The 26,977-nt window shown below is 46.4% G+C and carries 22 protein-coding genes; 16 read left to right on the forward strand and 6 right to left on the reverse strand.

The genetic code is table 11. The features are described from left to right. Positions 1-16: 16 nt before the first annotated feature. From ACFQZT_RS22160 to ACFQZT_RS22175, 4 genes are all read left to right on the forward strand, one after another. On the forward strand, positions 17-964 hold the full coding sequence (locus tag ACFQZT_RS22160) for a carbohydrate ABC transporter permease (protein WP_379303145.1): 948 nt from the start codon (positions 17-19) through the stop codon (positions 962-964). Then, positions 961-1,776 carry a carbohydrate ABC transporter permease gene (locus tag ACFQZT_RS22165; protein WP_379303147.1) on the forward strand — a complete coding sequence of 272 codons (816 nt, stop codon included), beginning with the start codon at positions 961-963 and terminating at the stop codon, positions 1,774-1,776. The genes ACFQZT_RS22160 and ACFQZT_RS22165 overlap by 4 nt, the downstream gene beginning before the upstream one ends. 72 nt (positions 1,777-1,848) lie before the next feature. Then, on the forward strand, positions 1,849-3,585 hold the full coding sequence (locus tag ACFQZT_RS22170; RefSeq protein WP_379303149.1) for a cache domain-containing sensor histidine kinase: 1,737 nt from the start codon (positions 1,849-1,851) through the stop codon (positions 3,583-3,585). 4 nt (positions 3,586-3,589) lie between these two features. After that, positions 3,590-5,083 (forward strand): response regulator transcription factor, encoded by a 1,494-nt coding sequence (locus ACFQZT_RS22175; protein WP_379303151.1) that lies wholly within the window; start codon positions 3,590-3,592, stop codon positions 5,081-5,083. Between the two features lie 99 nt (positions 5,084-5,182). Here ACFQZT_RS22175 and ACFQZT_RS22180 read toward each other — a convergent pair whose 3' ends face one another. Continuing rightward, positions 5,183-8,635, reverse strand: coding sequence for a CBM96 family carbohydrate-binding protein (locus ACFQZT_RS22180; RefSeq protein WP_379303153.1), 3,453 nt, complete (start codon positions 8,633-8,635; stop codon positions 5,183-5,185). A 278-nt stretch (positions 8,636-8,913) separates the two neighbouring features. Continuing rightward, positions 8,914-9,639: a polysaccharide deacetylase family protein gene (locus ACFQZT_RS22185; RefSeq protein WP_379303155.1), complete on the reverse strand. Its 726-nt coding sequence runs from the start codon at positions 9,637-9,639 to the stop codon at positions 8,914-8,916. 159 nt (positions 9,640-9,798) lie between these two features. On the opposite strand from ACFQZT_RS22185, the gene ACFQZT_RS22190 reads away from it, so the two are divergent. From ACFQZT_RS22190 to ACFQZT_RS22200, 3 genes are all read left to right on the forward strand, one after another. Continuing rightward, the gene (locus tag ACFQZT_RS22190; RefSeq protein WP_379303157.1) at positions 9,799-10,248 is read left to right on the forward strand and encodes a MarR family winged helix-turn-helix transcriptional regulator; all 450 of its coding nucleotides are present in this window, start codon (positions 9,799-9,801) and stop codon (positions 10,246-10,248) included. A 12-nt stretch (positions 10,249-10,260) separates the two neighbouring features. Next, on the forward strand, positions 10,261-11,478 hold the full coding sequence (locus ACFQZT_RS22195; RefSeq protein WP_379303159.1) for an MFS transporter: 1,218 nt from the start codon (positions 10,261-10,263) through the stop codon (positions 11,476-11,478). 343 nt (positions 11,479-11,821) lie between these two features. Beyond that, positions 11,822-12,016 carry a hypothetical protein gene (locus ACFQZT_RS22200; RefSeq protein ID WP_379303161.1) on the forward strand — a complete coding sequence of 65 codons (195 nt, stop codon included), beginning with the start codon at positions 11,822-11,824 and terminating at the stop codon, positions 12,014-12,016. Between the two features lie 68 nt (positions 12,017-12,084). On the opposite strand, the gene ACFQZT_RS22205 is transcribed toward ACFQZT_RS22200, so the two are convergent. After that, positions 12,085-12,258, reverse strand: coding sequence for a hypothetical protein (locus tag ACFQZT_RS22205; protein WP_379303163.1), 174 nt, complete (start codon positions 12,256-12,258; stop codon positions 12,085-12,087). A 108-nt stretch (positions 12,259-12,366) separates the two neighbouring features. Between ACFQZT_RS22205 and ACFQZT_RS22210 the strand changes: the two genes are divergently transcribed. From ACFQZT_RS22210 to ACFQZT_RS22220, 3 genes are read left to right on the forward strand one after another with little or no spacing between them, the layout of a single operon-like run. Further along, positions 12,367-13,170: an amino acid ABC transporter substrate-binding protein gene (locus tag ACFQZT_RS22210; RefSeq protein ID WP_379303165.1), complete on the forward strand. Its 804-nt coding sequence runs from the start codon at positions 12,367-12,369 to the stop codon at positions 13,168-13,170. Between the two features lie 14 nt (positions 13,171-13,184). Continuing rightward, positions 13,185-13,865, forward strand: coding sequence for an amino acid ABC transporter permease (locus tag ACFQZT_RS22215; RefSeq protein WP_379303167.1), 681 nt, complete (start codon positions 13,185-13,187; stop codon positions 13,863-13,865). A 42-nt stretch (positions 13,866-13,907) separates the two neighbouring features. Continuing rightward, positions 13,908-14,648 carry an amino acid ABC transporter ATP-binding protein gene (locus tag ACFQZT_RS22220; protein ID WP_379303169.1) on the forward strand — a complete coding sequence of 247 codons (741 nt, stop codon included), beginning with the start codon at positions 13,908-13,910 and terminating at the stop codon, positions 14,646-14,648. Positions 14,649-14,695: 47 nt separating this feature from the next. Here the strand turns inward: ACFQZT_RS22220 and ACFQZT_RS22225 are convergent, their stop codons facing one another. Further along, positions 14,696-14,998, reverse strand: coding sequence for a hypothetical protein (locus tag ACFQZT_RS22225; protein ID WP_379303171.1), 303 nt, complete (start codon positions 14,996-14,998; stop codon positions 14,696-14,698). Between the two features lie 118 nt (positions 14,999-15,116). Continuing rightward, entirely contained in the window at positions 15,117-16,421 is a 1,305-nt protein-coding gene (locus tag ACFQZT_RS22230; RefSeq protein ID WP_379303173.1) for a TolB family protein, read from the reverse strand. A gap of 188 nt (positions 16,422-16,609) precedes the next feature. Between ACFQZT_RS22230 and ACFQZT_RS22235 the strand changes: the two genes are divergently transcribed. The 6 genes from ACFQZT_RS22235 (at position 16,610) to ACFQZT_RS22260 (ending at position 24,704) form a co-directional block, all read left to right on the forward strand. Continuing rightward, positions 16,610-18,355 (forward strand): sensor histidine kinase, encoded by a 1,746-nt coding sequence (locus ACFQZT_RS22235; protein WP_379303175.1) that lies wholly within the window; start codon positions 16,610-16,612, stop codon positions 18,353-18,355. Positions 18,356-18,371: 16 nt separating this feature from the next. Next, on the forward strand, positions 18,372-19,721 hold the full coding sequence (locus ACFQZT_RS22240; protein ID WP_379303177.1) for a response regulator: 1,350 nt from the start codon (positions 18,372-18,374) through the stop codon (positions 19,719-19,721). Between the two features lie 129 nt (positions 19,722-19,850). Further along, complete coding sequence (locus ACFQZT_RS22245; protein WP_379303179.1) at positions 19,851-21,587, forward strand: extracellular solute-binding protein; 1,737 nt, start codon at positions 19,851-19,853, stop codon at positions 21,585-21,587. A gap of 15 nt (positions 21,588-21,602) precedes the next feature. Next, on the forward strand, positions 21,603-22,493 hold the full coding sequence (locus tag ACFQZT_RS22250) for an ABC transporter permease (protein ID WP_379303181.1): 891 nt from the start codon (positions 21,603-21,605) through the stop codon (positions 22,491-22,493). Between the two features lie 11 nt (positions 22,494-22,504). Beyond that, positions 22,505-23,404, forward strand: coding sequence for a carbohydrate ABC transporter permease (locus tag ACFQZT_RS22255; protein ID WP_379303183.1), 900 nt, complete (start codon positions 22,505-22,507; stop codon positions 23,402-23,404). Positions 23,405-23,444: 40 nt separating this feature from the next. Further along, positions 23,445-24,704 (forward strand): Gfo/Idh/MocA family protein, encoded by a 1,260-nt coding sequence (locus ACFQZT_RS22260; RefSeq protein WP_379303185.1) that lies wholly within the window; start codon positions 23,445-23,447, stop codon positions 24,702-24,704. Between the two features lie 71 nt (positions 24,705-24,775). Here ACFQZT_RS22260 and ACFQZT_RS22265 read toward each other — a convergent pair whose 3' ends face one another. Beyond that, on the reverse strand, positions 24,776-26,380 hold the full coding sequence (locus ACFQZT_RS22265; RefSeq protein WP_379303215.1) for a DUF5050 domain-containing protein: 1,605 nt from the start codon (positions 26,378-26,380) through the stop codon (positions 24,776-24,778). Positions 26,381-26,977: the final 597 nt, after the last annotated feature.

Raw genomic sequence — 26,977 nt, forward strand, 5'->3', positions numbered from 1 at the left:
TATCGGAGGAGTGAACATGTCGGTAAAAGAAACGATTCAAGTAAATATACCGGCTGCTGTGAATCGGAAGAAACAAAGCGGTTTGAGTAGAATATTGGGTTCCGCATCCATTTTGAATATCTTATATATACCGGCCTTCGTCTTGTTTTGTATGTTCATTTTTTATCCGTTCTTCAAGGGGATACAGATCTCCTTTACGAATTGGAACGGTTATTCCCAGACCTATAAATGGGTGGGCTTTACTAATTATCATCGCATGGTATCCGATCCCGATATTGCTAAAGTCATCCGGAATACGTTCATTTACGGTTTAGGGAGCGCGTTCTTGCAAAATATCATCGGCCTCGCCTACGCGCTGTTTTTAAACCAAAAGATACGGCTAAAAGGATTAACGAGAACAATCGTTTATTTGCCTGCAATTATTAGCCCGCTGATCATGGGATACATCTGGTACTTCTTCTTTCAGTTCAAGGGAGGAGCCATTAACGATATCATTTTGTTATTTACAGACCAGCCAATTAATTTATTGGGAAATCCCAATCTGAACGTGTGGCTCATCACTTTCGTGAACACCTATCAGTATTTAGGCATAGCCATGGTCATTTATCTTGCCGGGCTTCAAACCATCCCCAAGGATTATTACGAGGCGGCGACCATTGATGGCGCAAACGCATTTTATAAATTTATCCATGTCACTTGGCCTTTGCTCGCTCCATCCGTAACGATTAGTATTGTGCTTAATGTGATAGGAGGCTTGCAATTGTTCGATGTGATATCGGCGTTGACCAATAGCGGACCAGGTTATTCGTCGGCCTCGCTTTCCACACTCACTTATCTGCTCTATTTCGGCAGAGAGGACGCCGGCTATGCGGCTGCAATTGGCATTCTCATGTTTGTGATTATATCCGTCATCAGCATCGTGATATTGTTGTACTTAAGACGCAGGGAGGTAGGGGCATCATGAAAAAGCGTTCCATTTGGTTCGATATGGTTGCCCTGTCCGTATGTTTCATTCATATACTTCCTTTTTATATTCTGCTTACTACTTCCTTTAAAGCTGTCGACGATCTAACCTCCAAATGGATCTCTCCCGGATATTTATATTTAGATAATTTCACTAACGCATGGAAAGAAGCCCACTTGGGAACAGCCTTTACCAACAATTTGTTCATTACCTTATGTGCAGGGGTTCTTATTGTTTTGCTTGGCTCCATTGCTTCTTACCCTTTGGCACGGCATCAAACGCGTATCAATAAAATCATGTATACGCTTTTCGTCTCCGCCTTGATTGTGCCGCCTTTAATGACATTGGTTCCTCTCTATAAGTTCATGGTGGATATCGGAGGCATGAACCATTTCTGGGGGATCATTTTGCTTCATGTTACCTTCAGTTTGCCGATGACCATTTTTCTTTATACCGGATTTATCAGTTCCATTCCATTCGAAATTGATGAAGCCGCACTGATTGATGGGGCCGGGCGCTTTGCTTTATTTTATCGGATCCTCTTGCCTCTGCTGAAGCCGATAACGGCTACGGTTATCATCCTTAATTGCCTCAGAATTTGGAACGACTACCAGCTATCCCTGTTCTTTCTGCAAAAGCCCGAAATTAGGACGATTACTGTCGCACTGTCCGGTTTCTTCGGCCAATACAACAATAATATCGGTTGGGTAGCCGCCGGATCGTTGATGGGCGCCATACCGATTACCCTCGTTTATTTATTCCTGCAGAGATACTTCATAAGCGGACTATCATCCGGCGCCGTTAAAGGATAAGCAAACCCGCTCTTTCCTACTTGATCTGTCTAGGCTAATATGAAAATAGATCCAGTAGGAGGAGACACCCAGATGAAAAAGACAATGTCAATTCGATCGAAGCTGATCATTTTGTATTTGATAACCGTTATCATACCCGTTGTCATTATCATTTTTGTGCTGCCCTACTACTATAAAAATTTGTTCGTCAAGCAGACGACGTTACTTTCCGAAGGAACTCTAACATCGTTGACTCGCAATGTGGAAATGTATCTGGATGATTTGGAGCGGCTTACGATTACGCCTTATTTGAACGATGATGTGATGACAGCATTGAAACTGAAAGCCAGCGACCGATACGGGGAAGCCAGCGAATATTCCAAATATATGGCGGAAAAAGCTTTTCGGCAAACGCTGCCGAAACAGTTTACAAATCCGAGGCAGGACATTTTGGGAACGATCCTGCTGCCTGAAGACGGCTCGGTGTACGTCGTCACTTCCGTTGACAGTTCGATTCCTGTCCCGAATTATGCTTACAAGCAGCAATCATGGTATCAGAAGGCGCTGGAAAAGGACGGCAATGTCGCCTACATCAGCAAGCATAAGCAAGATTATTTGGAGCGGGACCCCCCTAGACAAGTTTTCTCCATATCTCGCTTAATCAAGGATCCCGATTCCGGAAAGCCGTTAGGCGTGATCATGGCAGACGCGGCCAACATTGTCCTGGAGAAGATCATTGGGGACGTGAAGTTCAATGTGACGACGATTATTGCCGTTCTGGATGAGAATAAGCAGCCGCTCTATTCCAACTATCCGTTGAAGGAGCAAATGCGTTTGCAATTAGTTGACGGCAAGGTCAACGTCGCGGATGACGGGGACACTTACCGGGTTGTCATCAAGACGATGGAGAAATCAGGATGGAGCATCGCCGTATTATTTTCGAACCGCGAATTTGAATCGCAATTAACGTGGATATATCTGATCGGAGCGATTTTCGCTGCCGGAGGAACACTATTGACCCTGTTCTTGAACATCTCGTTAACGCAATGGATCATCAAACCGTTTCGGGATATGGTGCATGTGATGAAAAGCGTGCAGCGTGGCAATTGGGATCGCCAGCTTGTCGTACGCGGCAAGGATGAGACCGCGCAGCTGGGGATGACGCTGAATATGATGATTACACAGCTGAAAGATATGATCGATCGCGAGTATCGCGCCGTGCTGGGGCAGAGAAATGCGGAGTACCGAGCCCTGCAGGCGCAAATTCAGCCTCATTTTCTATATAATACCTTGAATGGATTTATCGGATTAAACCGCTCCGGGCAGAGTCGCCTGTTGGAAAATGCGATTTTATCGCTCAGCAGTATGCTGCGGTATATGCTGGAGCATCAAGATATGGCAACTGTAAAAGAGGAGATTGCCTTTCTCCAAAAATACGGCGATCTTCAACGAATCCGTTTCGGAGAGAAGCTAACCGTCACGATAGACGTGGATCCGCGAACGGAATCCATCCGACTTCCCAAGCTTTTGCTTCAGCCGCTAGTGGAAAATGCCATTATTCATGGAATCGAGCCATTGAAAAGGGAGGGGAGTCTCTTGATTCAAGTGCGAATGCTTGAGGAAAGCGAAGGCCGTGAAAGCCTGACCTTGCAAATCACCATTGTGGACAACGGTGTCGGTTTCGATACCGATAAGGCCGCGAAGAGCGTAGGCATTACCAACGTCCAAGAGAGACTTCTGATCTTTCAGCCGGCTGCCCAATTCAATTTGCATAGCGTCATTCATCAAGGGACGAGCGCCGAGATTCTTATACCTTGCCAGGAGGTGTAAATGGATGAAGATTGTCATTGCAGACGACGAGCATTTGGTGAGGTTAGGGTTAGTCAGCATGATTCATGAAATGGAGACTTCGTGGGAGGTTATGGGCGAGGCGGCGGATGGGGAGGAACTGGTGGAGCTCGTGACCAGATATCAGCCGGATGCGGCAATCGTTGATATTCGGATGCCTGGAATGAACGGAATTGAAGCGATTCGCAGGGCGAAGATAAGCGCGCCACAGACCAAGTGGATCATTTTAACGGGCTATTCGGATTTTCAATACGCGAAACAGGCTGTAGGGCTTGGTGTTTCCGAATATTTGCTAAAACCGGTGAATCCGATTGATTTGGAAAAAGCGATCTCCAGTATTAGCAGAGACAACAAGCAGTATTTATACCAGTTGAATCAGCAATTTGAAAATCAGCTCTATGCGCTCTTCCATGGGTTAGTGCCTTTGGAGGCGGAATCGGAAGACAGCTTGCTTCGGAATGGGAAGTTTCAGGGATCTGTATGCTATATCGATAGCTCAGCTTCTCCTAAGGAATTGGAAGTCATACAAGGACAATTAATAGCAGCGTCTAGGCGATGTATTCAGCAGCACGTTGTCTACGGCGGCCATATCGCTTTGTTCACTTTGCCAAAAGGCGAGATGGTTACAGTTGGCGTCTGGGATCCGCTGAAACCGGAAGCACGTAAGCGTATTTGCGCGTATTTTCATGCGCTTGAAGCGGTGGTGAGACAGTTTCGCTCTGATTCCACTGCAATTACGATCGTACATACGGAAGAAATCGGCGGGTTTTTGGGCTTTCATAGGCAAATCGGGCAAATCCAAGAGATATCATGCTATCGGATTATTGCGGGAATGAACCGGGGATGGCTCCTTAAAGAGCTTCAAAATGCGGCCATTTCCGAAAGCGCATCCCTGATGGCAGGTAAAAAATTGTGCCAGCTGGCTCAAGCGTACAAGAACAAGTTGTATATGAACTTTCAGACGACACTGGAAGAATTGGAACTACTTTGGCAAAAAGAAACGTTAAGGATGAAAGACTTATGGCCTTACCTGCAAACCGTTTTTCAAATTCCGGGTGGTGAGGGCAGTGAGCAGGAAGCTGATGATTTCTTCCGCAAATTACGCAAAATGGGGGATCAGCTCTTGCTGCAAAAGCAGCACGAGGCGCATTCATTTGATCTTGTCGATCATGTTCTGGCTTACACGGAGCGCAATTATATGAAAAATATCGGTATCGGACAAATCGCCGGTGAACTCAACGTGACTCAAAGCTATTTGAGCACGATATTCCATAAAAAGACGGGAACGACCTTTGTGAAATATTTGACGCGAATCCGTATCCTGAAAGCCAAAGAACTTCTAATGGAAAGCAAGCTGAACATTCAAGAAATCGCTGAACAGGTAGGATATTACAGCACACGGCATTTTACCAAGCTGTTTACAGAAATCGTTGGGGTCTACCCGTCCGATTTTAAGAAAAGCATGACATCTCAAATGTAGCGGCCGAAATCCTATAGTGTGAGAAAAATAGCTCATTGCGGTAATAATATTCCGCCAATGAGCTATTTTTCATATGTGCCTGATTATGAACAGGACAACCTATTTTTGTGAATCAAGCTTTTTCAAATACTCAATATCGGTCAAGAGCAAATTCGCAAACATGGTTGCAATCTTTTTGCCGGCTTGCGCTTGCACTTCATTCTCCAAAGCGTTCAAGCTGTTATGATTCGCTTTTGCCATCAGGCTGTTCAGCACGCCTTGGTTCGTGATCCACCCTTTGTCGCTCCCTATTTGCAGAAGCTGCTTCAAATGAGCGGTATCCATAATTACATTTAACGTAAATTCACGAACTGTCACATTTCCTGCAAGGTCGTCTGCCGTCACCCGGATGTTGTGTTCGCCTATGTGCAGTGAAAGCGGTTCGAGCACAATCGGTTGCGTAATTTCCGCGCCGTCCAAGGTGATGACGGTTCCCGCTACTCCGCTCAAAGCGTCCGTAATGTCAAAGGCAACCTTGGCCGTATCCGTTTGATAAACCGTCATCGACACAGTCGGACTCACGACAGGTGCAGTCAGGTCGACTTTAACCTCTACAGATTTGATCGTCTCCTGATTATTTGCGGCATCCACGCTGTAATACCTAACCTCATGTAAGCCTTCGCTGTCCACTGCTACTGTATTTCCTTCCGTAAACGGCTGGCCGTCCACACTGTAAAACGTCGACTTTACACCGCTTCCCGCATCTATAGCCGATAGATGGATCGTCTGCACCGTTTTCTGCCAGCCGCTCTTCGCGTCATCCGTCGTCACAGGAGGGAGCGTATCCTTGATGCTTACCGTTACCGTAACGGTTTCCGAATCGGCTATGCCATCGTTCGCTTTAAACGTAAACGAATCAGTACCAACCACGCCCGGATTTGGCGTATATACAAACGCTCCCGTAGTCGCATCCGTGATCATTGCCGTTCCTTTCGTACCGTTTGTTACGATACTATACGACAGTGGATCTCCGTTCGGATCGCTCGCGTTCAAAACCCCATTTACAGCCGTATCTTGCCAAGTATTCCATTCTGATCCGACTGCTACAGGCTTGTCGTTTGCCAGCTTAATCTCGATGAATGGCCTGTAGTTGGCCGTCTCGTTCTCTTTAGAAGCATAAGTAACTAGAGAACCTGAACCTTTGCTGGATGGCGGAGTTATTATCTGAAGCGACAGTTTCTTGTCGGCTGCAATCGCCGATTTGACTTGATCCGTCACATCAAACTGTACGGGTGTCCCGACCGCGGGAGCAGACCAACTGGCTACGAGGGCACCGGCTATAGGCTTGTTGGTCCAAGTCAGGGTTGTTTCTCGCCAGCTGTTATCGCTTACGAGGTACGCTTCATTCGCAACGCCTAACGTACCTACAGCAACTGGAACAAGCGTAACTTTAGCGCTCTCGACTGCCCCGGTGAACGAGGAAAGATCAAATTTCAAGTATGCTTGCCGGTTATAACTCGAGGCATCCGCCTTCACTTCGAGTGTATTGCCGGTTCCATATTTCGTATTGGCGTATGATCCGTCGCGAACAAAAGCATCTTCAGAAGCGCCGATTTGAACTAAATGCGCCGGCGAAATCGCTACGGTTATGGTACCGAGCGCTGATTCGAGCTTTCCGTCAGATACTTTAAACGTAAAGCTATCGCTGCCCCACACGCCCGGATTCGGCGTGTATACAAAATCGCCGGTGTTGCTGTCCGCAAGCTTTACAGTACCTTTTGTTGCTCCGTTCACAATCGAAAATTGCAGGATATCACCGTCCGGATCGCTCGCGGACAGCCTGCCGGTTACTTGTTTGCCTTCCTTCACGTTGTACTCAGCATTGGTGACATATGGCTGATGATTGACCGCTGAAGTATCGCCCTGATATTCGAACGATCCAATATCCGGCAGCCCGTTATACAATGGATTGCCCTTATAATCTTTGCCGCCGTTATTGTCCATAGCCAGACCGGCATTAATCGCCGGAGAATCTGCCTTAAGCTCGTAAGCGTATGCCGTCTGTAAGCCTACGCCCGCACCGCCCGGTTTGACGAATTTCGGATCGGCCGTTATTTTGTTCGGGTCGAACGGTTCCTTGGCCGGATGCGTGCCGCCCGCTTCATAGAAGACATTATTGCTGAATTTCAGCTGTCCCCAGTTTTCAGTGCCCCAGTTTGTCGGAGCGGAAGGGTTGGCGTTATAGAAAATGTTGTTATAGAAGTTATACCCGTTTTGCACTTGACCGTCGCTATCGAGACTGACTTTAAACTTGGCGCCGTCATAGTAAAAGACGTTGTTATAAATGGAAGCGGGCGTCGCTTCGTCCGAAGCGAAGTGACGGATGAAAGCGCCGTCGTTTTGGCTGACGTTGTAGCGCATCACGTCGTTAATGTTACCGCCCATGAGCAGCATCGTACCCATCGGGTTGTCATGGCTGTAATTGAATTGGTAAACCGTATTTTCCAGATAATAATCAAAATCGAAGGCACAGCCGTCCTGGTTGTATAACGGTCCGCCGGACACTTCATTATATTGCAACGTATTATTTTTCCCGACCGTCAGCCAAATGCCGGCGATCGCATTGCTTCCCGCCACCCTGGTACCGAACTTGGTTAAGACGTTGCTCTCGACGATGGCGCCGTCGGTATCGCGCAGAATGATGCCGTCGCCTCCGATGTCCTCCACTGTGTTATGACCGAGGTAAAAATTCGTGTTCCAATTGCCGTATTTTCTGGCACCTGTAGTCGAGAACGAATCGTCCTGAACATAATTCGCATGCGCAGCAACGCGGATCGCGACCCGATCGACTTTGCGGATCGTATTATTTTCGATGCGCACATCGTTGAACCTGGCTACCGTTGGTTGCGAAGTCGCGTAGGTTCCTTTGATAACGCCGATAATCCCGCCGTTTTCCTTGGCACCCGCATTGTTGTAACCGTCAATGTCGTGAACGTAAGTGTTCCTTATGTAGATATGGTTGTATATTCGATCGCTCTCATTCGAATCGATGACGAAAAAAATGCCGGCCCGAAGCGCGTTGGAGTCGTTATTTTCCGATTGGAAATCATCGTCGTTTGTTACTTCAAGGTTATTGATTTCCCAGTACTCCTGATTTTTGAGCAGTACGGTTCCTGTGTTGTAAGTCGCAGTGCTGTTATACACCGTTTGCGTGAAGTTCGACCCGCCGCCATGGATGATCGGCCTTCCGCCTGTCCCGTATCGGTCGATGACGATCGGTTTTCCATCCGCTCCGGAGCCTTTCGGCCATAGTTGACCGGTCCATACGCTGCCCGCTTTGAACAAAATGCGATCCCCGGGCTGGAACGTTGTCCCGTTGACCTTGTTCAACGTTTGCCAGGCTTGCGACTCGCTGCTGCCGCTATAACTGTCGTTACCGTTTACCGAATCGATATAATAAGTAGTTCCTGCTGCCATGACCGGCTTCGGGAGCCAGGCGAAAATAAGGCCGTTAAGCAAAAGCGCAATGACGGTAATTGAAAAAATACGGTTTACATTCGGTCGTAAAATCATCTAACGATTCCTCCTAAAAAAAGTGATGAGCTAAAACTGTTTTCAAGTCGGATCAAAACCTAACTGAGAATCACCTCCTTTAATTAATCGGAAAGCGCTTACATATTAGTTTGATGATGATAACAAAATACTACCCATATATATCAAGTAATCACAGGAATAATTTTTACATTGTTGTGTAAGATTTAGACTATTTTTAATAAATGATTCCACATGCCGCAAGAAAGGCAAACAAAATCGAAAGAGGAGCCCTCTTAAAAAAGGCTCCACTTGTTTATTCATCGTATTTTCGCAGGAATTGCTTTCTGATAATTCAACATTTCCGAAACGGTCGTGAATCGGTAGCCCCTATTTTTTAATTCCGGCAAAATGATTTTTAAAGCCTCGATGGTCTGTGTGGGGCCTTCGATATAATCGTGGAATAAAATAATATTCCCGTTTCTGGCGTTCGACAGGACTTTGTTTACAATTCGATTAACCCCCGGCGTATTCCAATCTTTCGTATCCAATTGCCATGACCACATAACCATTTTATATCCCTCTTGCCTGACCGTGGAGACGAGTCTTTCATTAAAAAAGCCGCCTGGCGGCCGAAATAATTGGCAATGCCGCCCTGTCGTGGCATAAATAATTTCTTCAGCCTTGTTGATTTCTTTTTTCATGTTCGTTCTTTTGCTTAAATAGGCATGGCTGTATGTATGATTGGCAAGCTCATGACCTTCATCGACTTCCCGCTTTAAAAGGTCGGGGTATAGTTTTACTTTATTGCCAACAACGAAAAAAGTCGCTTTAGCGTCATACTGTTTTAATAAATCCAGAATTTGCGCGGTGTACTCGGGATGAGGCCCATCGTCAAATGTAAGTGCGATCACTTTCTCATCGGTTGTTATTTCCCAGACGACTTCCCCGCGATTCTCATAATACGCGCGGTCTTTTCTAGGGGCCGCGACAGCAACAGAATGAAACAAAAATAAAAAGATGCTTAACGCTGCGAGTATTCTCATAATGCCTCCTGATTGTTCATTTTTCTGTAGGTTATTTTACCTCCATTTCTCGAAAACTAATCAGCGGATATATAATCAATTGGATGCATCTGCTTGACAAAACATAGTTGTTTTAACTATAGTTGTTATAACAACTAATTAAAAAAGGACGGGTGGCTGATGATAAAAGATAGCGGGTTGGACCGATCCATCGGCTTTAATATGGGCGTAGCCTACCGTAAATTATCGAACCTACTGCAGAATCGGTTGAAGGAATATGAAATTACACCCGAGCAGTGGTCCGTACTTTATCAGGTAGAACGTGGAAACGGGTTAATTCAAAAAGAGATTGCCGAACGTACCGCCAAAGACAAACCGACAACTACACGAATTCTCGATCAACTGGAGGGAAAGGGCTTCATTACGAAGAAGACCGGTGAAAATGATCGCCGCTCTTTTGCAGTCTATATCACGGACAAAGGCAAATCACTGATTGAACAAACGCTTCCGATCGAACTGAAAGTCGTGAACGATGTGAAACGATGTATGTCGGATTCCGAATACGATATGCTGCTGGAGCTGCTTCAGCGGATCAACAATCATGTGAACGAACTGTCAGAGGGTGAATAGGAGCATGACATCATGAATAATCCCGAACAATCACACAAGCTTTGGACCAAAGCGTTTATTTGTTTGACAATTTGCTCATTCTTATTATTTTTAAATTTGCAAATGCTGCTGTCCTCGTTTCCCGCCTATGTGAAAGGCAAATTTTTAGCCGGGGATTTAACGGTCAGTCTTGTAACAAGTGTGTTCGCGTTATCCGCAATAGCGACACGATTTTTGACTGCGGCGCTGATACGGAAGTTTCAGCGAAAGGTTATTTTGCTGATCGGGCTGGCTGTAGCCACAATTATTACTGCCGTTTATGTCTGGGCGGATTCCATAGGCTCGCTGCTGGTTATGCGGGTTGGGTATGGAATTGGATTCGGGATGTCGAGCACGATCATTCCCACCTTGGTTTCACAAATTATTCCGGGTAAAAGGATGGGGGAAGGTATTGGATACTTCGGCCTTTCAACCAGTCTAGCCATGTCAATGGGACCGATGATCGGTCTGAATGTGATGAGGCATTACGGATTCGGTACGTTGTCCATGATTGGAACGGCAACCGCCCTCTTGATTTTTCCAATTCTTATTCTGTCGCGGTCGATTCCGCAAGATTCCAAGCAAGGGCAAACTGCCGGTAGTCAAAATTCCAACAAGCAACCCTTTAATACCAAACTATTGTTTCCCGCGCTGTTGAATGTCCTTCTTTCTGTAACCTATAGCGGTCTGCTTAGTTTTATTGCCTTGTTTGGAGAAGCGGTGCATCTGGAGCAAGTAGGGTTATTTTTCTTGTTTAATGCGTTCACGATCATTCTGATCAGACCCATTTCAGGTAAATTGTTTGATAAAAAAGGGCATGCAGCTGTTCTTATTCCTGCGGCGATTTGCGTGCTAGCGAGCTTGACTTTACTCTCATTTACGACTGCATTGCCGATGCTCATTCTTTCCGCGCTTCTATATGGTCTGGGTTTCGGTTCCATACAACCGACCTTGCAGGCCTGGATGCTCAGGTTAAGCCCCAAAGAGCAGCATGGCATGGCTAATAGCATGTTTTACAATTCCACGGATCTTGGCGTAGCTATAGGAGCTCTATTGCTCGGAGCGATATCTTCCGTAACAGGTTACGCGATGATGTATCGTTATTCGGCTGGTTTTATGCTGTTGTTCCTTGTTATCTATGCATGGGTTCAACTGGTTCGGGTCCAACACGGAAAAAAATACGTAAAGATAGGCAATCTTACAAATATGTAGACTTAAAAAGTATGATGCCGAATGGCACTGAAATGCCGACGATATTGCCCAATTCTTAAGCAGCGCCAATCCGAATTGGTCGAAACCCGTATTGAAAGATTTGTTATATACACATTTGAAAATGACCATCGATGCTGTCGAGGCTAGACTTAAAAAGGATTGGGACGCAGATATTTCAGCCTATGATCACGGTGTAGACCATATTATTAAACTGGCGGATACCTTATCTGAAGGGATAATTAAGCAATTTCCGCAAAAGTTTTAGTATATGAAAAGCTACCATTTTATTTATCAAGCATCTTTTGATAAGATATAGAAGGTAAATAAACTTGGAGGTAATCATATGCTGACACCAGGAACTATTCTCGTTGAGGATATTGATTTTGAGAAAGCGCGAAATCAAGGATGCAACATCGAGGCAAGACAAGCGAATTTGAGGGTTTTTGGACCAGGGAAAATTCGTGCATACGGTACGATTCAAGTTACGATCGAAGAAAAACAACTGCTAAGATCGGTCAATCAATTTGTAGTCGTTTAATATGGCGCATACAAACAAGAGCAATAACGGATAGTTCCGTTATCGCTCTTGTTTTGTTTTCCGGGCATTTATTCGTTATCCGGTTGCTTGGTATTGATGATGGAGCAGCTGCCCGGATATCCGTCATTCTCTATCATTTCCTCCAGATGCTCCCGCATGATTGCGTCTCCAAGTATATCCGCTGCAAGTTTCACCGCTGGTTGATGAAACTCTACATGCCCCTTCGGTTTGCTATCGGTCACCTTATCACCGTCCTCTCATTGAAGTAGCCTTCAGGTGAATAGCATTAACCATTTAAAGAAAAAATAGTAGGAGATAAGAAAAGATCAATCCTATATGGGGGTAATCACATGAAACCAAGAATTGCAGCATCCCTGATTTGTGTATTGATCCTGGCGGCCGCAGGCTGCAGTACGAATAAAGGGCAGAAAGCGGCTGAAAGCACCGCCCCGGCGCCAACCGGTCAAACTCAAGGCCAAGGCGAAATAACGATCGGGACGGAAGGTACGTATTCGCCATTCACGTTTCACGACAAAGGGGGAACATTAACTGGATTTGACGTTGAAATGGCCCAAGAAGTGTGTAAACGAATCAATCGCACACCCCGTTTTATTGAAACGAAATGGGATGGAATGATCGCCGGGCTGGACGCCAAACGCTATGACATGGTAGCGAATGAAGTGGCGGTTCGACCGGATCGTCTGGAGAAATATGATATGTCCGACCCTTACATTGTCTCTCGCGCTGTTCTTGTCGTAAAGGCCGATAACACGGCAATAAAAACACTGGATGACTTAAAAGGCAAAAAAGTAGGACAATCTTTGGACAGCAATTACCGTAAAATCGCCGAAGATCATGGCGCAACAAACACCGTGGTTGAAGGTTTCAACCAGGCGATCGATCTGCTAACTTCCGGTCGCATCGATGCGACAATCAACGACAGCCTGTCCTATCTTGATTTGAAAAAGCAGCGTCCCGATTTACCGATCAAGACGGTGTATGAAGAGCCGAATGCGACAAGCAACGCCTTCTTGTTCAGAAAAGGCAGCACAGAGCTTGTACAACAGATCAACAAAGCACTTGCCGATATGAAAAGCGATGGCACCTCTTTGAAGATTTCACAAAAATGGTTTAACGCAGACGTTTCCAAGTAAAGGACTGGGAGCCGATGACAACTGATCGCACAGAACGCATCCTGGGAATCCTTAGCGATTCCTTTTTTCCTATTTTAAAGGCTGGCCTGCTATTTACCATTCCGCTTACCCTGATCACATTCACACTTGGATTGCTGCTTGCTCTATTAACGGCTCTCGCCCGGTTATCGGATGTTCCCCCATTAGTAGCCATTGCCAAGTTCTACGTTTGGATATTTCGCGGCACACCGCTGCTCGTCCAGCTGTTTATTTTGTTTTACGGCTTTCCGAGTTTAGGTATTACTCTTGAGCCTTTTCCTACAGCGATTATCGGGTTTACTTTGAATAAGGGAGCCTATAGCTCAGAAATCATTCGGGCGGCGATCCTGTCCATCCCCAAAGGTCAAAGCGAGACTGCGTACGCAATCGGCATGACCAAATGGCAAGCGATGCGTCGTATCATTTTACCGCAAGCTGCCCGGGTTTCGATTCCTCCGCTAGGCAACTCGTTTATTAGTTTAATCAAGGACACATCACTGGCTGCGACCATCACCGTGACGGAGATGTTTCAAAAAGGTCAGCAAATAGCAGCTGTGACATACGAACCGCTCTGGCTTTACATAGAGGTGGCGTGTATTTATTTATTGTTTAGCACCGTGCTTTCCCATTTCCAGAACAGGCTCGAAGGGCGATTTGAACGAAAGGTGGCCAGATAAGTCCGCATTTGTTCTATCAAAACTTAAAGGGGGGATTCAGCAATGATTCAGATAACTGGGCTGCACAAAAGATTTGACGGGCAGCAAGTCCTGAATGGTATCGATCTGTCGGTTGAGAAAGGGAAAACGGCCGTCATCATCGGTCCATCGGGCTCAGGAAAAACCACTTTGCTGCGCTGCCTAAATTTACTGGAAATGCCGGAGCAAGGGACACTTTCTATTGCAAAAACAAGCATCGAGTTTAACGGTAATCGTCGCGTAGACCAAACGATTGTGAAAGCGATCCGCAAACAAACCGGCATGGTTTTCCAAAGTTATAACCTGTTTCCCCATTTAACCGCACTTGAAAATGTGATGGAAGGACAAGTCATCGTCTTGAGACGGCCTAAAGGAGAGGCGAAGAGGAAAGCAATGGATTTGCTCGAGAAGGTCGGCTTACGTGATCGCGCTGATATGTACCCCCACCAGCTGTCCGGGGGACAGCAGCAGCGTGTCGGAATCGCACGGGCGATGGCCATGGATCCTGGTGTCTTATTATTTGACGAGCCTACCTCTGCGCTGGACCCGGAATTAGTGGGGGACGTCTTGCAAGTCATGAAAGAGCTGGCTCATGAGGGCATGACCATGGTCGTCGTTACGCATGAGATGGGGTTTGCACGGGATGTCGCCGATCAAGTCGTATTCATGGATCAAGGCGTCATCGTTGAAAAAGGAACGCCAGCAGACATTTTCGAGCATGCTCGAAATGAACGGACACTGCAATTTTTGAAAAAAATTCGTTGAATAAAAAAACGCATGCGGCTCAGGACCCCATGCGTCTCTAAATGAAACTACTTATAAACGATTTCTTTTTCCTTATTCTCAACGGTGGTGACTGGTTCCTCTCCGAAGTAATTGCTTAGATATAATTTTTTTAAATTGAAATAGTAGTTCGTCGAGCGGAGATGGCTTATGATTCTGCAAATGGTTTTCATATATTTGATATCCTCAATTCCGGATGCAAGGTTAAACACCGTATTATAACTGCCAATCGCTTGATCTCTAGTAATAACCCCGCCCTCTAAATCCCTGAGAATTCTCTCCATTTCCTGACTAACAAACCATAAGGCTTGTGCTTTTGTGTTTTTATCCACCAAATCTCTTGCACCTCCATCTGTATGTAATACAAGTTTAAAACATCTCACATGTAAAAACTGTCGAAGTGTTGGAGGAGGTATTTATGGTTTATTGAAGATAGAAGAGGAAACTTGTCTAAAAGAAAGCCCATACGCGGTGGCGAATGTCTTCGTTGTAGACATAAGGGGATTTTTGGGTTCTCATATAAAAACTGAGCACGCTTCTCCAATCCCACTGTTCGTAATAGCTGTCTCCAATGGTTAAATTCTCAATCCAGGTAACAGCATGATGGCCGCTACGGCCCGCAAGCGTGACCTTAGCCGTGCTTCGGTCCGAACTAACCCAAGCCAGACGCTGAAACGGAAGTGAAATCGGATTGAAATCGCCGTAAACGTGCGAATTCGAAGTCAATTGCTTTTGCCGCTGCTTATTTAGTTTCACTTGGACTAAGAAGGGTAGCTGGCGTTTGGCTGTATCACCTGTCCATTCAGCTTCTTTGGCTCTTGAGGCTATCATTGTCCGGGAATCCACCCACGTAAAGCTCACGTCGACATAACCTGCGGGCGTATAGACTATCGGGGCGGCCTGTGGGACATTGGTCACTTTCAGCTGTTTATTTGACGTGCCCTCTCTGCCGGGGCCCCCGATATAGGCGAGTGTTTCGCCTTCGTCCGCCCATTGGAACCATTGGTCATTGTTCGCCATTTGGCCGATGGTTTTAAACTGAGAACCGTCCGAGGACAACGTGCACAGCGTATTGCTATCCGCAGATAACGACGCGGTAGGCGTTGCCAGAAATGCGATCCATTGGCCGGTTGCCGACCATTTGAAAACGCTGGTTCCAACGGCAAAGAATGCATCCGATTGCTTTGGCAGCACATATAAAGTCTCGAATCGGCTAGGATCGCCTTTTGCCGTGAGCGGTATTTTTAGGATTCGTACAGGAGTCCATCCATCAGGCAAAAGCTTGGCCCCGGATGAAGCCAGAAACCCGCTGCCATCAGGCAGCCAGGAAAAATTGCTGATATCTTGCACGACAAGATCCGGCTTCTCCGGCGCAGCAGGATCTACCTCATATAATTGCTGATCTTGTTCAAATGCGAGATGGTCCCGCGTCGGAGCCCATTGATAATTTTTGTCGACACCTGATCTTACGAGACGAGTCTCTCCGGTAGGAACGTTCCATACCCACAATTCCTTCTCATTTTCTCCTCTGGTATAAGCAATCCACTTGCCATCAAAGGACCATTTAGGATATCGAATCGTTTCTCCCTTGGTCAATTGCTTCTCGGTTTCACCGGTTTTGATCCATAGATCCCCGTTTCGCACGAATGCCGCTGTTAACTGCTTCTCAGGCTTTGATGCCTGAACGGATGCTGCTCCCGCCGAGGCAAACATGGATATTGCCAGTAGTAAAGTCACTTTTGTCCATATGTTCATAACGGTCTCCTTTATATTGCGGGGACAATCTTTGGATGAGATTTATCCCAGTGATCGCGTTATTTTTTCCTTTTATTACAAAAAACATGCTGTGGAAACGATGAACTTAGGGATAGTTCTTTTTTTAGGATCTCTGTATACTAAAGCTAAACTAAACTTGGAAACCAAATCGATTCGGGGGTTGCCTCATGAAGCTGCAGACAGCAGGCAGGGCAAGATGGTACGTCTACCAGAAAATTGTTATCGTTTTCATCGCATTTCTCGTGCCGTTAATCGTTATGAATATTGGGGTTAACTTCAAAGGGATTTCTTTAATCAAGAATGAAATATCGGAATCGGCCGCCGATGGCGCTTCGTTTTATTCCAAGCAGCTGGACAGCCAGTTATATTTTATCCGTAATCAGCAGCTGGAATTTCTGAACGACCGTGATCTTCAGAAGCTCAGCTTTCGGGGCGGTACAATGGGTAGCTACGAGGAAGTGGATTCAATTACTCAAGTCAAAGACCGTCTGCTTACACTGCAAAGTGCGAGCGACTATGTGGTCAATGCAGGTGTTTACATCAAATCTATAGGAAAAACCGTCTCTACCTTGAACGGTGTTACGAATGCGCCGAATCCGGAATACAAGGTGATCTCCGCCCTCGTGAAAACCACTCCGAAACCTTCATTTTATAGAGATGGAGATCGGATGTTTTTCATTGAAAGCGAGAATAATTCCGGCATTTGGTCTTATATTGAAATTTCCAGGGGCAAGCTGCTGGAGACCTTAAATCAACTTGCAGTCCTTTATCAGGAATCCGAAGTCATGCTTGTGGACCGAAACCTTGGGCTCGTATTATCCACTGCTAAGGATACGCGGATTTTGCCGGAAGCACTTTCGCTGATTACTAGTGAAGTCAATCGTGATCAGAATAAATCCATGATCCGGAAGGTGGGCGGGACAAGCTATTTTATCACGTACAGCCCTGTCAGCTCTTTAAATCTATCGTTGATCATGTATGTGAACCAGAATGAACTTACGCGTCCGTTGAATCAGTTCAACACATGGTTCTTCTCCTTATTTATCATTGCCATCGCGGTTCTGCTTCTATATTCATTCTCGGTCCATCTCATGATTCATAAACCGCTTTCCAAGCTGACCAAAGCGTTTCATATGATCGAAACGGATAATTTGAATTTGATTATTGAGTCAAAAAGGAAGGACGAATTCCATTACTTGTTTAGTAGCTTTAACCGTATGGCCTCCAGACTGAAACGTTCGATCGAAGAGAATTATGAGCAGAAAATCGCCCTGCAGCACTCCGAACTCAAGCAGTTGCAATCTCAAATCAACCCGCACTTTCTGTATAATAGTTTCTTTAACATTTACATGATGTGCAAAACGGGGGATGCCCAGAGTGCGGCGGAGCTCTCGCAAAAGCTAGGAAGCTACTATCAGTACATTACGAGAAGCGGCTCTGACGAGGTGCCTTTGAATAACGAGTACCGGCATGCGCTTGACTATTGCGACATTCAGTGTATTCGTTTCTCAAATCGGATTCATTACGAGTATACAGAACTCCCGGATCGTTATAAGGCAATTATGGTGCCGCGTCTGATCATTCAACCGATCGTGGAGAACGTGTTTGAACATGCGTTTGAAGACGAAACCACGCTTGGCGTGGTTTACATCGGCGTGAGCAACGAAGATCATGTTGTGCGCGTTACGGTGGAAGACAATGGAAAACTGTTGACAGATGAGAGAATTGAGCAATTGAAAGGGCAGCTTGAGCTAAGTTCGGAGCGAACCGAGAAGACCGGGATTATAAATGTAAATAACAGGCTGCAATTGAAATATGGGGCAAATAGCGGACTGTTCTTGTCTCGAAGCCAATATGGCGGCTTGAAAGTAGACCTGGTCATTGAATTAAATCCCCACTGGGGCCCCAATTAAACATTAGGAGGCATACATGATGTACCGACTGCTCATCGTGGACGATGAACCTGTGATTGTTAACGGCTTGGTGCAGCTTTTTCAAGAAAATTCGGACTTTGAACTTGACGTTTGTAAAGCGTTCTCTGCGAACGAAGCGATTGAAATCGCAAAGAAAACGAAGCTCGATATTCTGGTTAGCGACATCCGAATGCCCCAGAAGAATGGCCTGCAGCTCGTGGATGAGATTGTTTACTATTGGCCTTCATGCCGCATTATTTTCTTAACGGGTTACAGCGAATTCGATTACGTATACGAAGCTATTCGAAAAAACGTGGAGAACTACATACTTAAAACAGAAGGCATCGAACCCGTTTACAAAGCGGTGAAGATAGCTATGGACAAACTGGACGAAGAGAACCGGACTCGGATTCTTCAGGAAAAAGCGGAAATGCACGTTCAATTCGCGGAGCCGCTGCTTAAGAACGAGATGATGGAAGCCCTCCTGCATGGGGTACCTATGGCCGAGCTTTTAGCTAATCCTCGCTATGCGGAGGTGGACTTTCATATTGCTGCAGACCGGCCTGCTTTCTTCCTTGTCGGACAAGCGGATCACGCTGAAGATCAATTAACTGCCGATAAATGGAAGCTGCTGAAAACTGTTCAGCAAATATTCGACAGCTGCCTGCCGGCCTCTTTATACGGGGAGAAAGCTGTATACGATGCTTCCGCCCTTGTATGGCTGCTGCAACCGGATGCCGATTTAACGACCCGCTTGCTGGGCGAGGATCATAAGTTGAACTGGCTTCGGCTTGTCGCTTACATGAAAGGAATTTTGGAATCGGTTCAAAACGAATGCACGAGAATGCTGAATGTTTCCGTCTCCTTTGCCATTTCCGGCAACTTGATGAATGATTGGGACGGCCTTCATGCGCAGGTGGAAGAAGCCCGCTCCTTCATTCGCAAAAGAGTACAGCTTGGTCAAGAGATGGTCATCGTCGATCTGGACAAATTAAGCTCGCTTGTGCCGACGCATTATAAAGGGCGGGGAATGAGTCAGGAACAGTTCAGGCTATTACTGATTGATCAGATTCATCAATATATCAAGAATCATCTGTCCGGGGATTTATCTTTGACTGCTATCGCGGAAGAAGTCCATTTTAATCCATCCTATTTATCCCGTTATTACAAACAAATCACCGGCCACAACCTCATTGATTATATTCGGTCGACCAAACTTGAGGCAGCCATCGTCTTGATGACCAATCCGCAACTGAAATTGCATGAAATCGCTGCAAAGCTAGGTTTTGAATCGCCGTCTTATTTCACCACTTTTTTCAAAAAAATGACCGGAACCTCTCCACAGGAATACCGGAATTTACAATAGGTAAATAAAGTGAAAGCAATGTAAAAGAATTGAAATTGTTTGACTTTTCCCTTTGACCTTACAATAAAAGTGTAAGAGAGAACCGCTAGAGTACCTGATTGCAAATGAAAAAGGGGGAAAGAATCCAAGATGAAAAGTATACAAAGAATGAATCTGATGGTAACCGGCAGTCTAACGATTGCCCTAATGACAGCGTGTTCAAGTCAAGTCACTGACAAATCGAGCCCGCCGGCTCCATCGGCAGCGGCTTCTTCTACGGCAGCATCAAAAAGCAGCCCTATCGCGCAAGACCCTCTAGGAAAATACCCAGATCCTGTAACCGTTACCGAAGTTCTGGGGTACAATCCTCCGGAGGACCCGAGAACGCCGCAGGGGATCACACCCGACAAGAATGTCTACCTCAAAGATTTGAAAGACATGACGAATATCGACGTTAAATATAAGTGGACCGTTCCATCGAGCCAATATGAACAAAAATTCGCACTGGCTATGGCTTCCGGAGATTTGCCGGACATCATGGAGCTGGATCAGAAAAACTACGAGAAATTAAAGAAGCAAGGCGTGCTTGCCGATCTGACGGAAGCCTACAATCAGTATGCTTCTCCGACACTCAAGAAGTATATGGAGTCCGATGGCGGATTTGCGATGAAAACTTTCAGTTCTGACGGCAAACAGTATGGCATTCCTTCCTTCGAAGACCCGTTTTTATCGACGCAGCTGCTGTGGATTCGTAAAGATTGGCTCGATAACTTGAATCTTCAACCGCCCAAATCGATCGACGATCTGGAAAAAGTTGCGGAAGCTTTCGTTAAAAACGACCCGGACAAAAATGGTAAAAATGATACCTATGGCATCGCGATGCAAAAAAACTTCATCTACTGGGGCTTCGATGTCAGAGGATTTTTCAACGGATTTGGCGCCTATCCCTCTGTAGGTGATAACCAATCCGCGTGGATTAAAAGTGCGGATGGGAAGCTGGTACCTGGTCTCATTCAGCCTGAGGTAAAGAAAGCGTTAAGTAAAATGCAGTCATGGTACCAAAAGGGCATCTTCGACAAAGAGTTCGCATTGAAGGATGAGAACAAAGTCGTCGAAGATATCACGGCAGGCAAGGTAGGCATCTCTTATGGAGAATGGTGGTATCCGAATTGGCCGCTTAATTTAAACGTGGACAAAGATCCGAAAGCCGACTGGATCGCTCTTCAAATTCCTTCACTCGATGGCCCAGGGAAGTCACTCGTTCCCAAGCTGCGCAGCAGCCGTATTTTTGTAGTGAACAAAAACGCCAAACATCCGGAAGCGGCAATCAAGATGATGAACTTCTACCTAGAGATGGGCAATAAAAAATATATGGATAAAAATAAAGCCGAAAATGGCTATGTTTACAACTGGTTCGTTCCGAGACTGTATAACCCTGCTCAAATCGAGACGATCTATACCGAGGTCAATAAGGCACTCGATGCCAAACAAACCGAGATTACTCTGGATGACGACAATTACAAAAATGTCGCGGATGTCTTCAAAGCGACGAAAGACTACCTTGGACAAAATACGGCGAATGCATCCAGAGGCGTAAATTGGGGGCAGTATTTCAGCCGGGCCGCCAAAGAAGGCGGATGGGGGCTGACTCGCCAAATTAAAGAAAAGAAAGCATTCGTGAATAACGAATTCTACAGTATTCCTACCACGACCCAAGTCGAGAAGGGCGGTCAATTGGATAAATTGATGCTGGAATCGTTTACGAAAATCGTATTGGGCGGTTCGATCGATGACTTCGATAAGTTTGTGGCGAGCTGGAAGACGCTTGGCGGCGATCAAATCACTCAAGAAGTAAATGATTGGTACAGCAAACAAACGGTTAAGTAGGAGGTTCCTATAGGAATGAGAACGCTTCGGAGAGAGTCTCCTCTGCATCTGATGCTTGTACCAGGAGAATTGGTTACGCTTATTTATGCATACGGTCCAATGGCCGGTATCGTCATGGCTTTCCAGCAATTTGAGCCGTTATCCGGTTTTTTTAAATCGAAATGGGTTGGCTGGGATAATTTCAACTATGTATTTCATTTGCCGGATTTCAATCAAGTGCTGTGGAATACCATCGTTATCTCCCTTTTCAAAATGGTGCTTTTCCTGATCGTTCCTCTCGTGCTTGCCTTATTGTTAAATGAGGTTACGAAGAAATGGTTCTCGCGATTCATCCAATCGAGCATTTTTTTACCGTTCTTTCTTTCATGGACCGTCCTTGGCGGTGTCATCATTGAGCTGTTCTCCTTGAATGGACCGGTTAACAGTCTGTTTACGCTAATGGGTTTGAAGCCGGTGCTGTTTATGCTGAATAATGAGTGGTTCAGAGGCATCATTATCGGATCGGATGTCTGGAAAGGGATGGGCTACAACATGATCATCATGCTGGCCGCCATCACCGGCATTAACATGAATTTGTATGAAGCTGCTGAAGTGGACGGAGCGGGAAAATGGAAGCAAATGATCCACATTACGCTGCCGGGGATTGCGCCAGTAGTGATACTTCTGGGCGTCCTGGGTTTAGGCAACATTCTGAACGCCGGCTTCGAGCAAATTCTAATCATGTATAATCCGACTGTGTATCAAGGATCGGATATTATCGATACGTTCGTCTACCGGTTGGGGATGTTCAGCCAGCAATTCGGGCCGGCGGCGGCAGTCGGTCTCTTTAAATCCGTGCTCTCTTTGGGCTTGGTCTCAATCTCCTATTACACGGCATATAAGTATAACAATTACAGAATATTTTAGACCGCTGGAGGATGTGCTTTGTGGTATATAGACAGTCGTTTAGCAGAAAACTTTTTGTCGTGTTCAATATCCTGCTGTTAACCGTCATTACCCTCCTTGGGATCATACCGTTTATTCATTTGCTGTCCGTTTCTCTTAGCTCGAATACGGCTGCAATGGCCGGCGAAGTCAAGCTTTGGCCCGTCGGTTTCTCTTGGGATGCTTATTTGTATCTTGGGGAAAAGGTGGAGTTCTTCCGATCATTGGGGGTCTCCATCGAACGGGTCATTCTCGGTACGGCAGTCAACATGCTTCTAGTCTTCATTACAGCTTATCCTCTGGCCAAAACGCCGGAACAATTTAGATCTAGAACGCCGTATGTATGGTTTTTTGCCGTCACCATGTTTTTTGGCGGAGGACTTATTCCAAGCTATATCATCGTGAAAAACACGGGACTATTGGACTCGATCTGGGCGCTGATCCTGCCGGGTGCCTTGAATGTTTGGAACATGGTCCTGATGCTTAATTTCTTTAGAGCCATTCCTAAAGAGTTGGAAGAGGCGGCTACCATAGACGGGGCGGGACATTGGAGGATTTTGTGGCAGGTTTATTTGCCGGTTTCCCTCCCCTCGATCGCAACGATTGGACTGTTTACGATCGTCGGACATTGGAATTCATGGTTTGACGGCATCCTTTATATGAATTCACCGGAGAAATACCCGCTGCAAACGTACTTATCTACGCTGATTACCGCAATGAATTCCCAAATGACGGCGATTTCAGCCGAACAATTGAAAGTGATGGAAAACTTGAGCGAGAAGACGCTTCGGACCGCACAAATTTTCATGGGCGCATTGCCGATCATGGTTGTCTATCCGTTTCTTCAAAAGTATTTCGTTAAGGGCATGACGGTAGGCAGCGTCAAAGAATAAAGGAAAGATTGAGCGGGGAGACGTAAGGAGATGAACACAGATGAAGAAAGTAAAGGTTGCATTAATTGGAGCCGGATTAAGAGGCGTTAACTATTTGGAATATGCTTTACAGCATCCTCATGAGGTCGAGGTTGTCGCTGTAGCAGAACCAAATGTTGAACGCAGGGAGAAATTTAAAGCAAGACATGCTTTAGCGGATGACCTCTGTTTCAGCACCTGGGAGGAACTGTTCGCCAAACCGAGACTCGCGGATGCGGTGCTAATCTGCACGCAGGATAAGCAGCATTTCGAACCGACTCTTCAAGCGCTAAATGCGGGATATCATGTTCTTCTGGAGAAACCCATGTCGCCAAATGCGAAGGAATGTGTGCGTATGGGAGAAATCGCATCTCAAGCCAACCGGGTTTTTTCCATCTGTCATGTGCTGAGGTACACGAATTTCTTTTCGACAATTAAAGATCTGCTGGATCGTGGCGCGATCGGCAAGCTAATGTCGATACAGCATAATGAGAATGTAGGCTACTGGCATCAAGCTCATAGTTTCGTTAGAGGGAATTGGCGCAGAAAAGAAGAATCCAGTCCGATGATTTTGGCCAAATCCTGCCATGATCTTGATATCCTGCTCTGGCTGGCAGGTTCGGAGTGTGAGATGGTTTCCTCCTTCGGTTCGTTATCTCATTTCACCTCGGACCAGGCTCCGGCGGGAGCGCCGGAGCGCTGTCTGGACGGCTGTCCGGTTGCCGATGAGTGTCTGTACTATGCTCCCAAACAATATTTGACGGACGATACGGATTGGCCGACTTCGGCCATTAGCGACGACTCCAGCATGGAAGCGCGTCTGAAGGCGCTGCAGGAAGGTCCCTATGGGAGATGTGTTTATCATTGCGATAACGATGTCGTCGACCATCAAGTGGTTAATCTGGCATTCGCGGACGGGGTAACGGCCTCGTTTACGATGAATGCATTTACGAAAGATGTGAGTCGTACCATCAAGCTAATGGGAACCACGGGAGAGATTCGCGGAGCCATGGAGAAGCAGGAGATCGAAGTGCTTCATTTTGGCAGCGGTAAAATTGAAAAAATTACATTCGAAGATGCGGGAGGGCATGTTGGTCACGGCGGCGGCGATTTCGGCTTGATCAAAGATTTCCTAAGGCTGGTTAGGGAAGACGGTAAAAGCCAGGGGCTGACCTCCGCTTACCACTCCGTTCAAAGCCACCTGATGGCATTTGCAGCTGAGCAATCGCGTGAGGAGCACAGTGTCGTCCGCTTGAAAGATTTTGCGGAAAGCCTCAGGTAAAATTAAAGAGAGGCATGCTCATATAGAAGCATGCCTCTCTTAAGACTATTGACCAAGCCGGTTGTGAGACATCAGTGGATGACTTTGATGGTGGAGTCGCCTGAAGCGGTGAAGAGAATCGCATCATCGGACGTAAGCAGGTGCGAGATCGGGTCTGCCAGCGCCAGCACCAGGTGGCCGGAGTCGTCCAGCACCATCGCCCCGTAATCCTCTTTCTCGTCTAGCTGGCAGACGAGCTTCCCATTCAGAAGCTGAATGCCGTCAAGGCGCTCCTGCAGCACAAGCGGATCTTCCCCGTCCGGGCTTGCCTGATACAGCCGGTATTTGTTTTCGCCAACGGCTGTTTTATAGTACACTTTGCTGTCAATCCCGTCAAACCAGGATACGGTGTTTTCGGACAGCTTGCGCTCGCCTGTTCCGTCAAGAGCGGATGCATATAAGGCATTGTCCGCATCCTTGACATAATACAGCTTATCCCCCAAAATCCGGAAACGGCTTACTTCCGTGTTTACGATTTTCTTCGTTTCGTTCGTCTTTAAGTCGATTTTATAAATCTTGTTCAAATCGTTGTAACCGTCAGAAGGGTTGTAGGTAGATGCCATTATATAAACATCGTCTCCTATAACCTCTGCAGAGTCACCGGCCCCGATGCCGTCGACGATGTAGCCCATATTACCTAAGGTGACATACCGGCCGTAAAACAGATTCGGATTTCCGACGGTCTTCCCGAGCTGATCTTTCTGTCCTGGCGCTGCCAGAGACAGGTTACCTTCCCAATCATTAGGGCCTAGAGCGATGATCAAGGTGCCGTAGGGCGTTTTTTTGAAATCGGTATAGCCGCCTTTTTGCAATTTCATTTCGCCCTTCCCGTCGTCGTTCACTTTCACATATATATTCGTCCCCATTAGATTTGAGCCTACAAAATAGGAAAACCAGAGCTCGTTATCGAGAATTCGGAAATGCACCCTTTTCCTCGGGGGTTCGACTCCAAGGAAGTCGTACGAATAAACGAGCTCTTTTTCGGACGGATTTTGAACGGGCGCCCGATATACCTGATTCGTTTTCTCTGTCGTCTCGGCAAAGTAATAATATCCCTTATACAAGGCAACGTCGTTCTCGCCGGCGGATGCAGGCAGCTCCGGAGTCAGGATCTGCGGGTTATGGGACCGAATGTCCAGGCCTTCCGCGTCGTCCCAATGGTAATCCCAGCCGAATTCGCCATGCGCAAACCGCCAGGTGAGCGGGAAGTACGTGACATCCCGAAAGCTCAGAAGCGGATACGGTTCCTTTGAGTTGTCGATCGGTTTGCCATTGATCGAAATGGCCGAGGCGGGAATTTCGGCACTGTAAGAAGCCGTATTCCGATGGTCGGTTTTATAGGAAGCATACGAGGAGCTTACCCGGCCCTGGACAATGCCTAGCCCGTTCTCCGGTGTCCATTTCGCCTCCAGCCCGAGCAGCCGTGAATCGTACCACGTCATCGGAAAATAGGTGATATCTTTGTAAACCAGCAGCGGATATTCGCGATGCTGATTATCCACCGTATGCCCGTTCAGTGATACCTTAAAATCCGGCAAGATCACCCGCACATCCGCCGAGGCGGCCCTGCTCTCCCCGGCAGGAGCCAGCAAACTGAAACATAATGCAAACACGGCCGCATGGCCGGCCCATTTCATTCTCACCCAATACACGTCCCCTCTCCTTGAGTCAACATCTCATCATTAGACGAATATTCTTGGAAAAAGTTACAAATAATTCATCGTTTTTGGTGAAATCGTGCGGCAAGCCGGAAAGTAAACGGTAGATAGCGAATCTGCAAAGGTCCGCCGAGAGTCTTACTGAACAGCAGTTTCAAATTAATTTACGATTTACCAACAAAACGTAATCTTGAAAAAGATAGCTATCAACACTCCTGCTAATTTCACAATTCGGAGTGACGATTTATCCACAGATTTGTCGAGTGGCAAGGTCTTTTTTTTGTGAAGGTGAGAAAGTCACACTAAAAAACACTCATTTTGGCTCGCTCTTCCGCAATTTCGAATGCACATCATGCAACCATCGGCCACTTTCAAAGAAATGAGGGGGTAAACTCCGGGTCACCCGCTTGACAAAGAACAAAGGTCGTTATTAGTGAATAAGTTTGACGCTAATTTTTGGCGAAATAGCCATATCGGGGCTCGAAAGAACAAAAGTCCATAAACAACGAACAGTCGAGTCAGTTTCATAATTCAAAACCCTTGCCGTAGCAAGGGTTTTTGGCATGAAAAAAAGGA

The sequence above is a fragment of the Paenibacillus sp. GCM10027628 genome, from assembly GCF_042676385.1.
Lineage (GTDB): Bacteria > Bacillota > Bacilli > Paenibacillales > NBRC-103111 > Paenibacillus_E.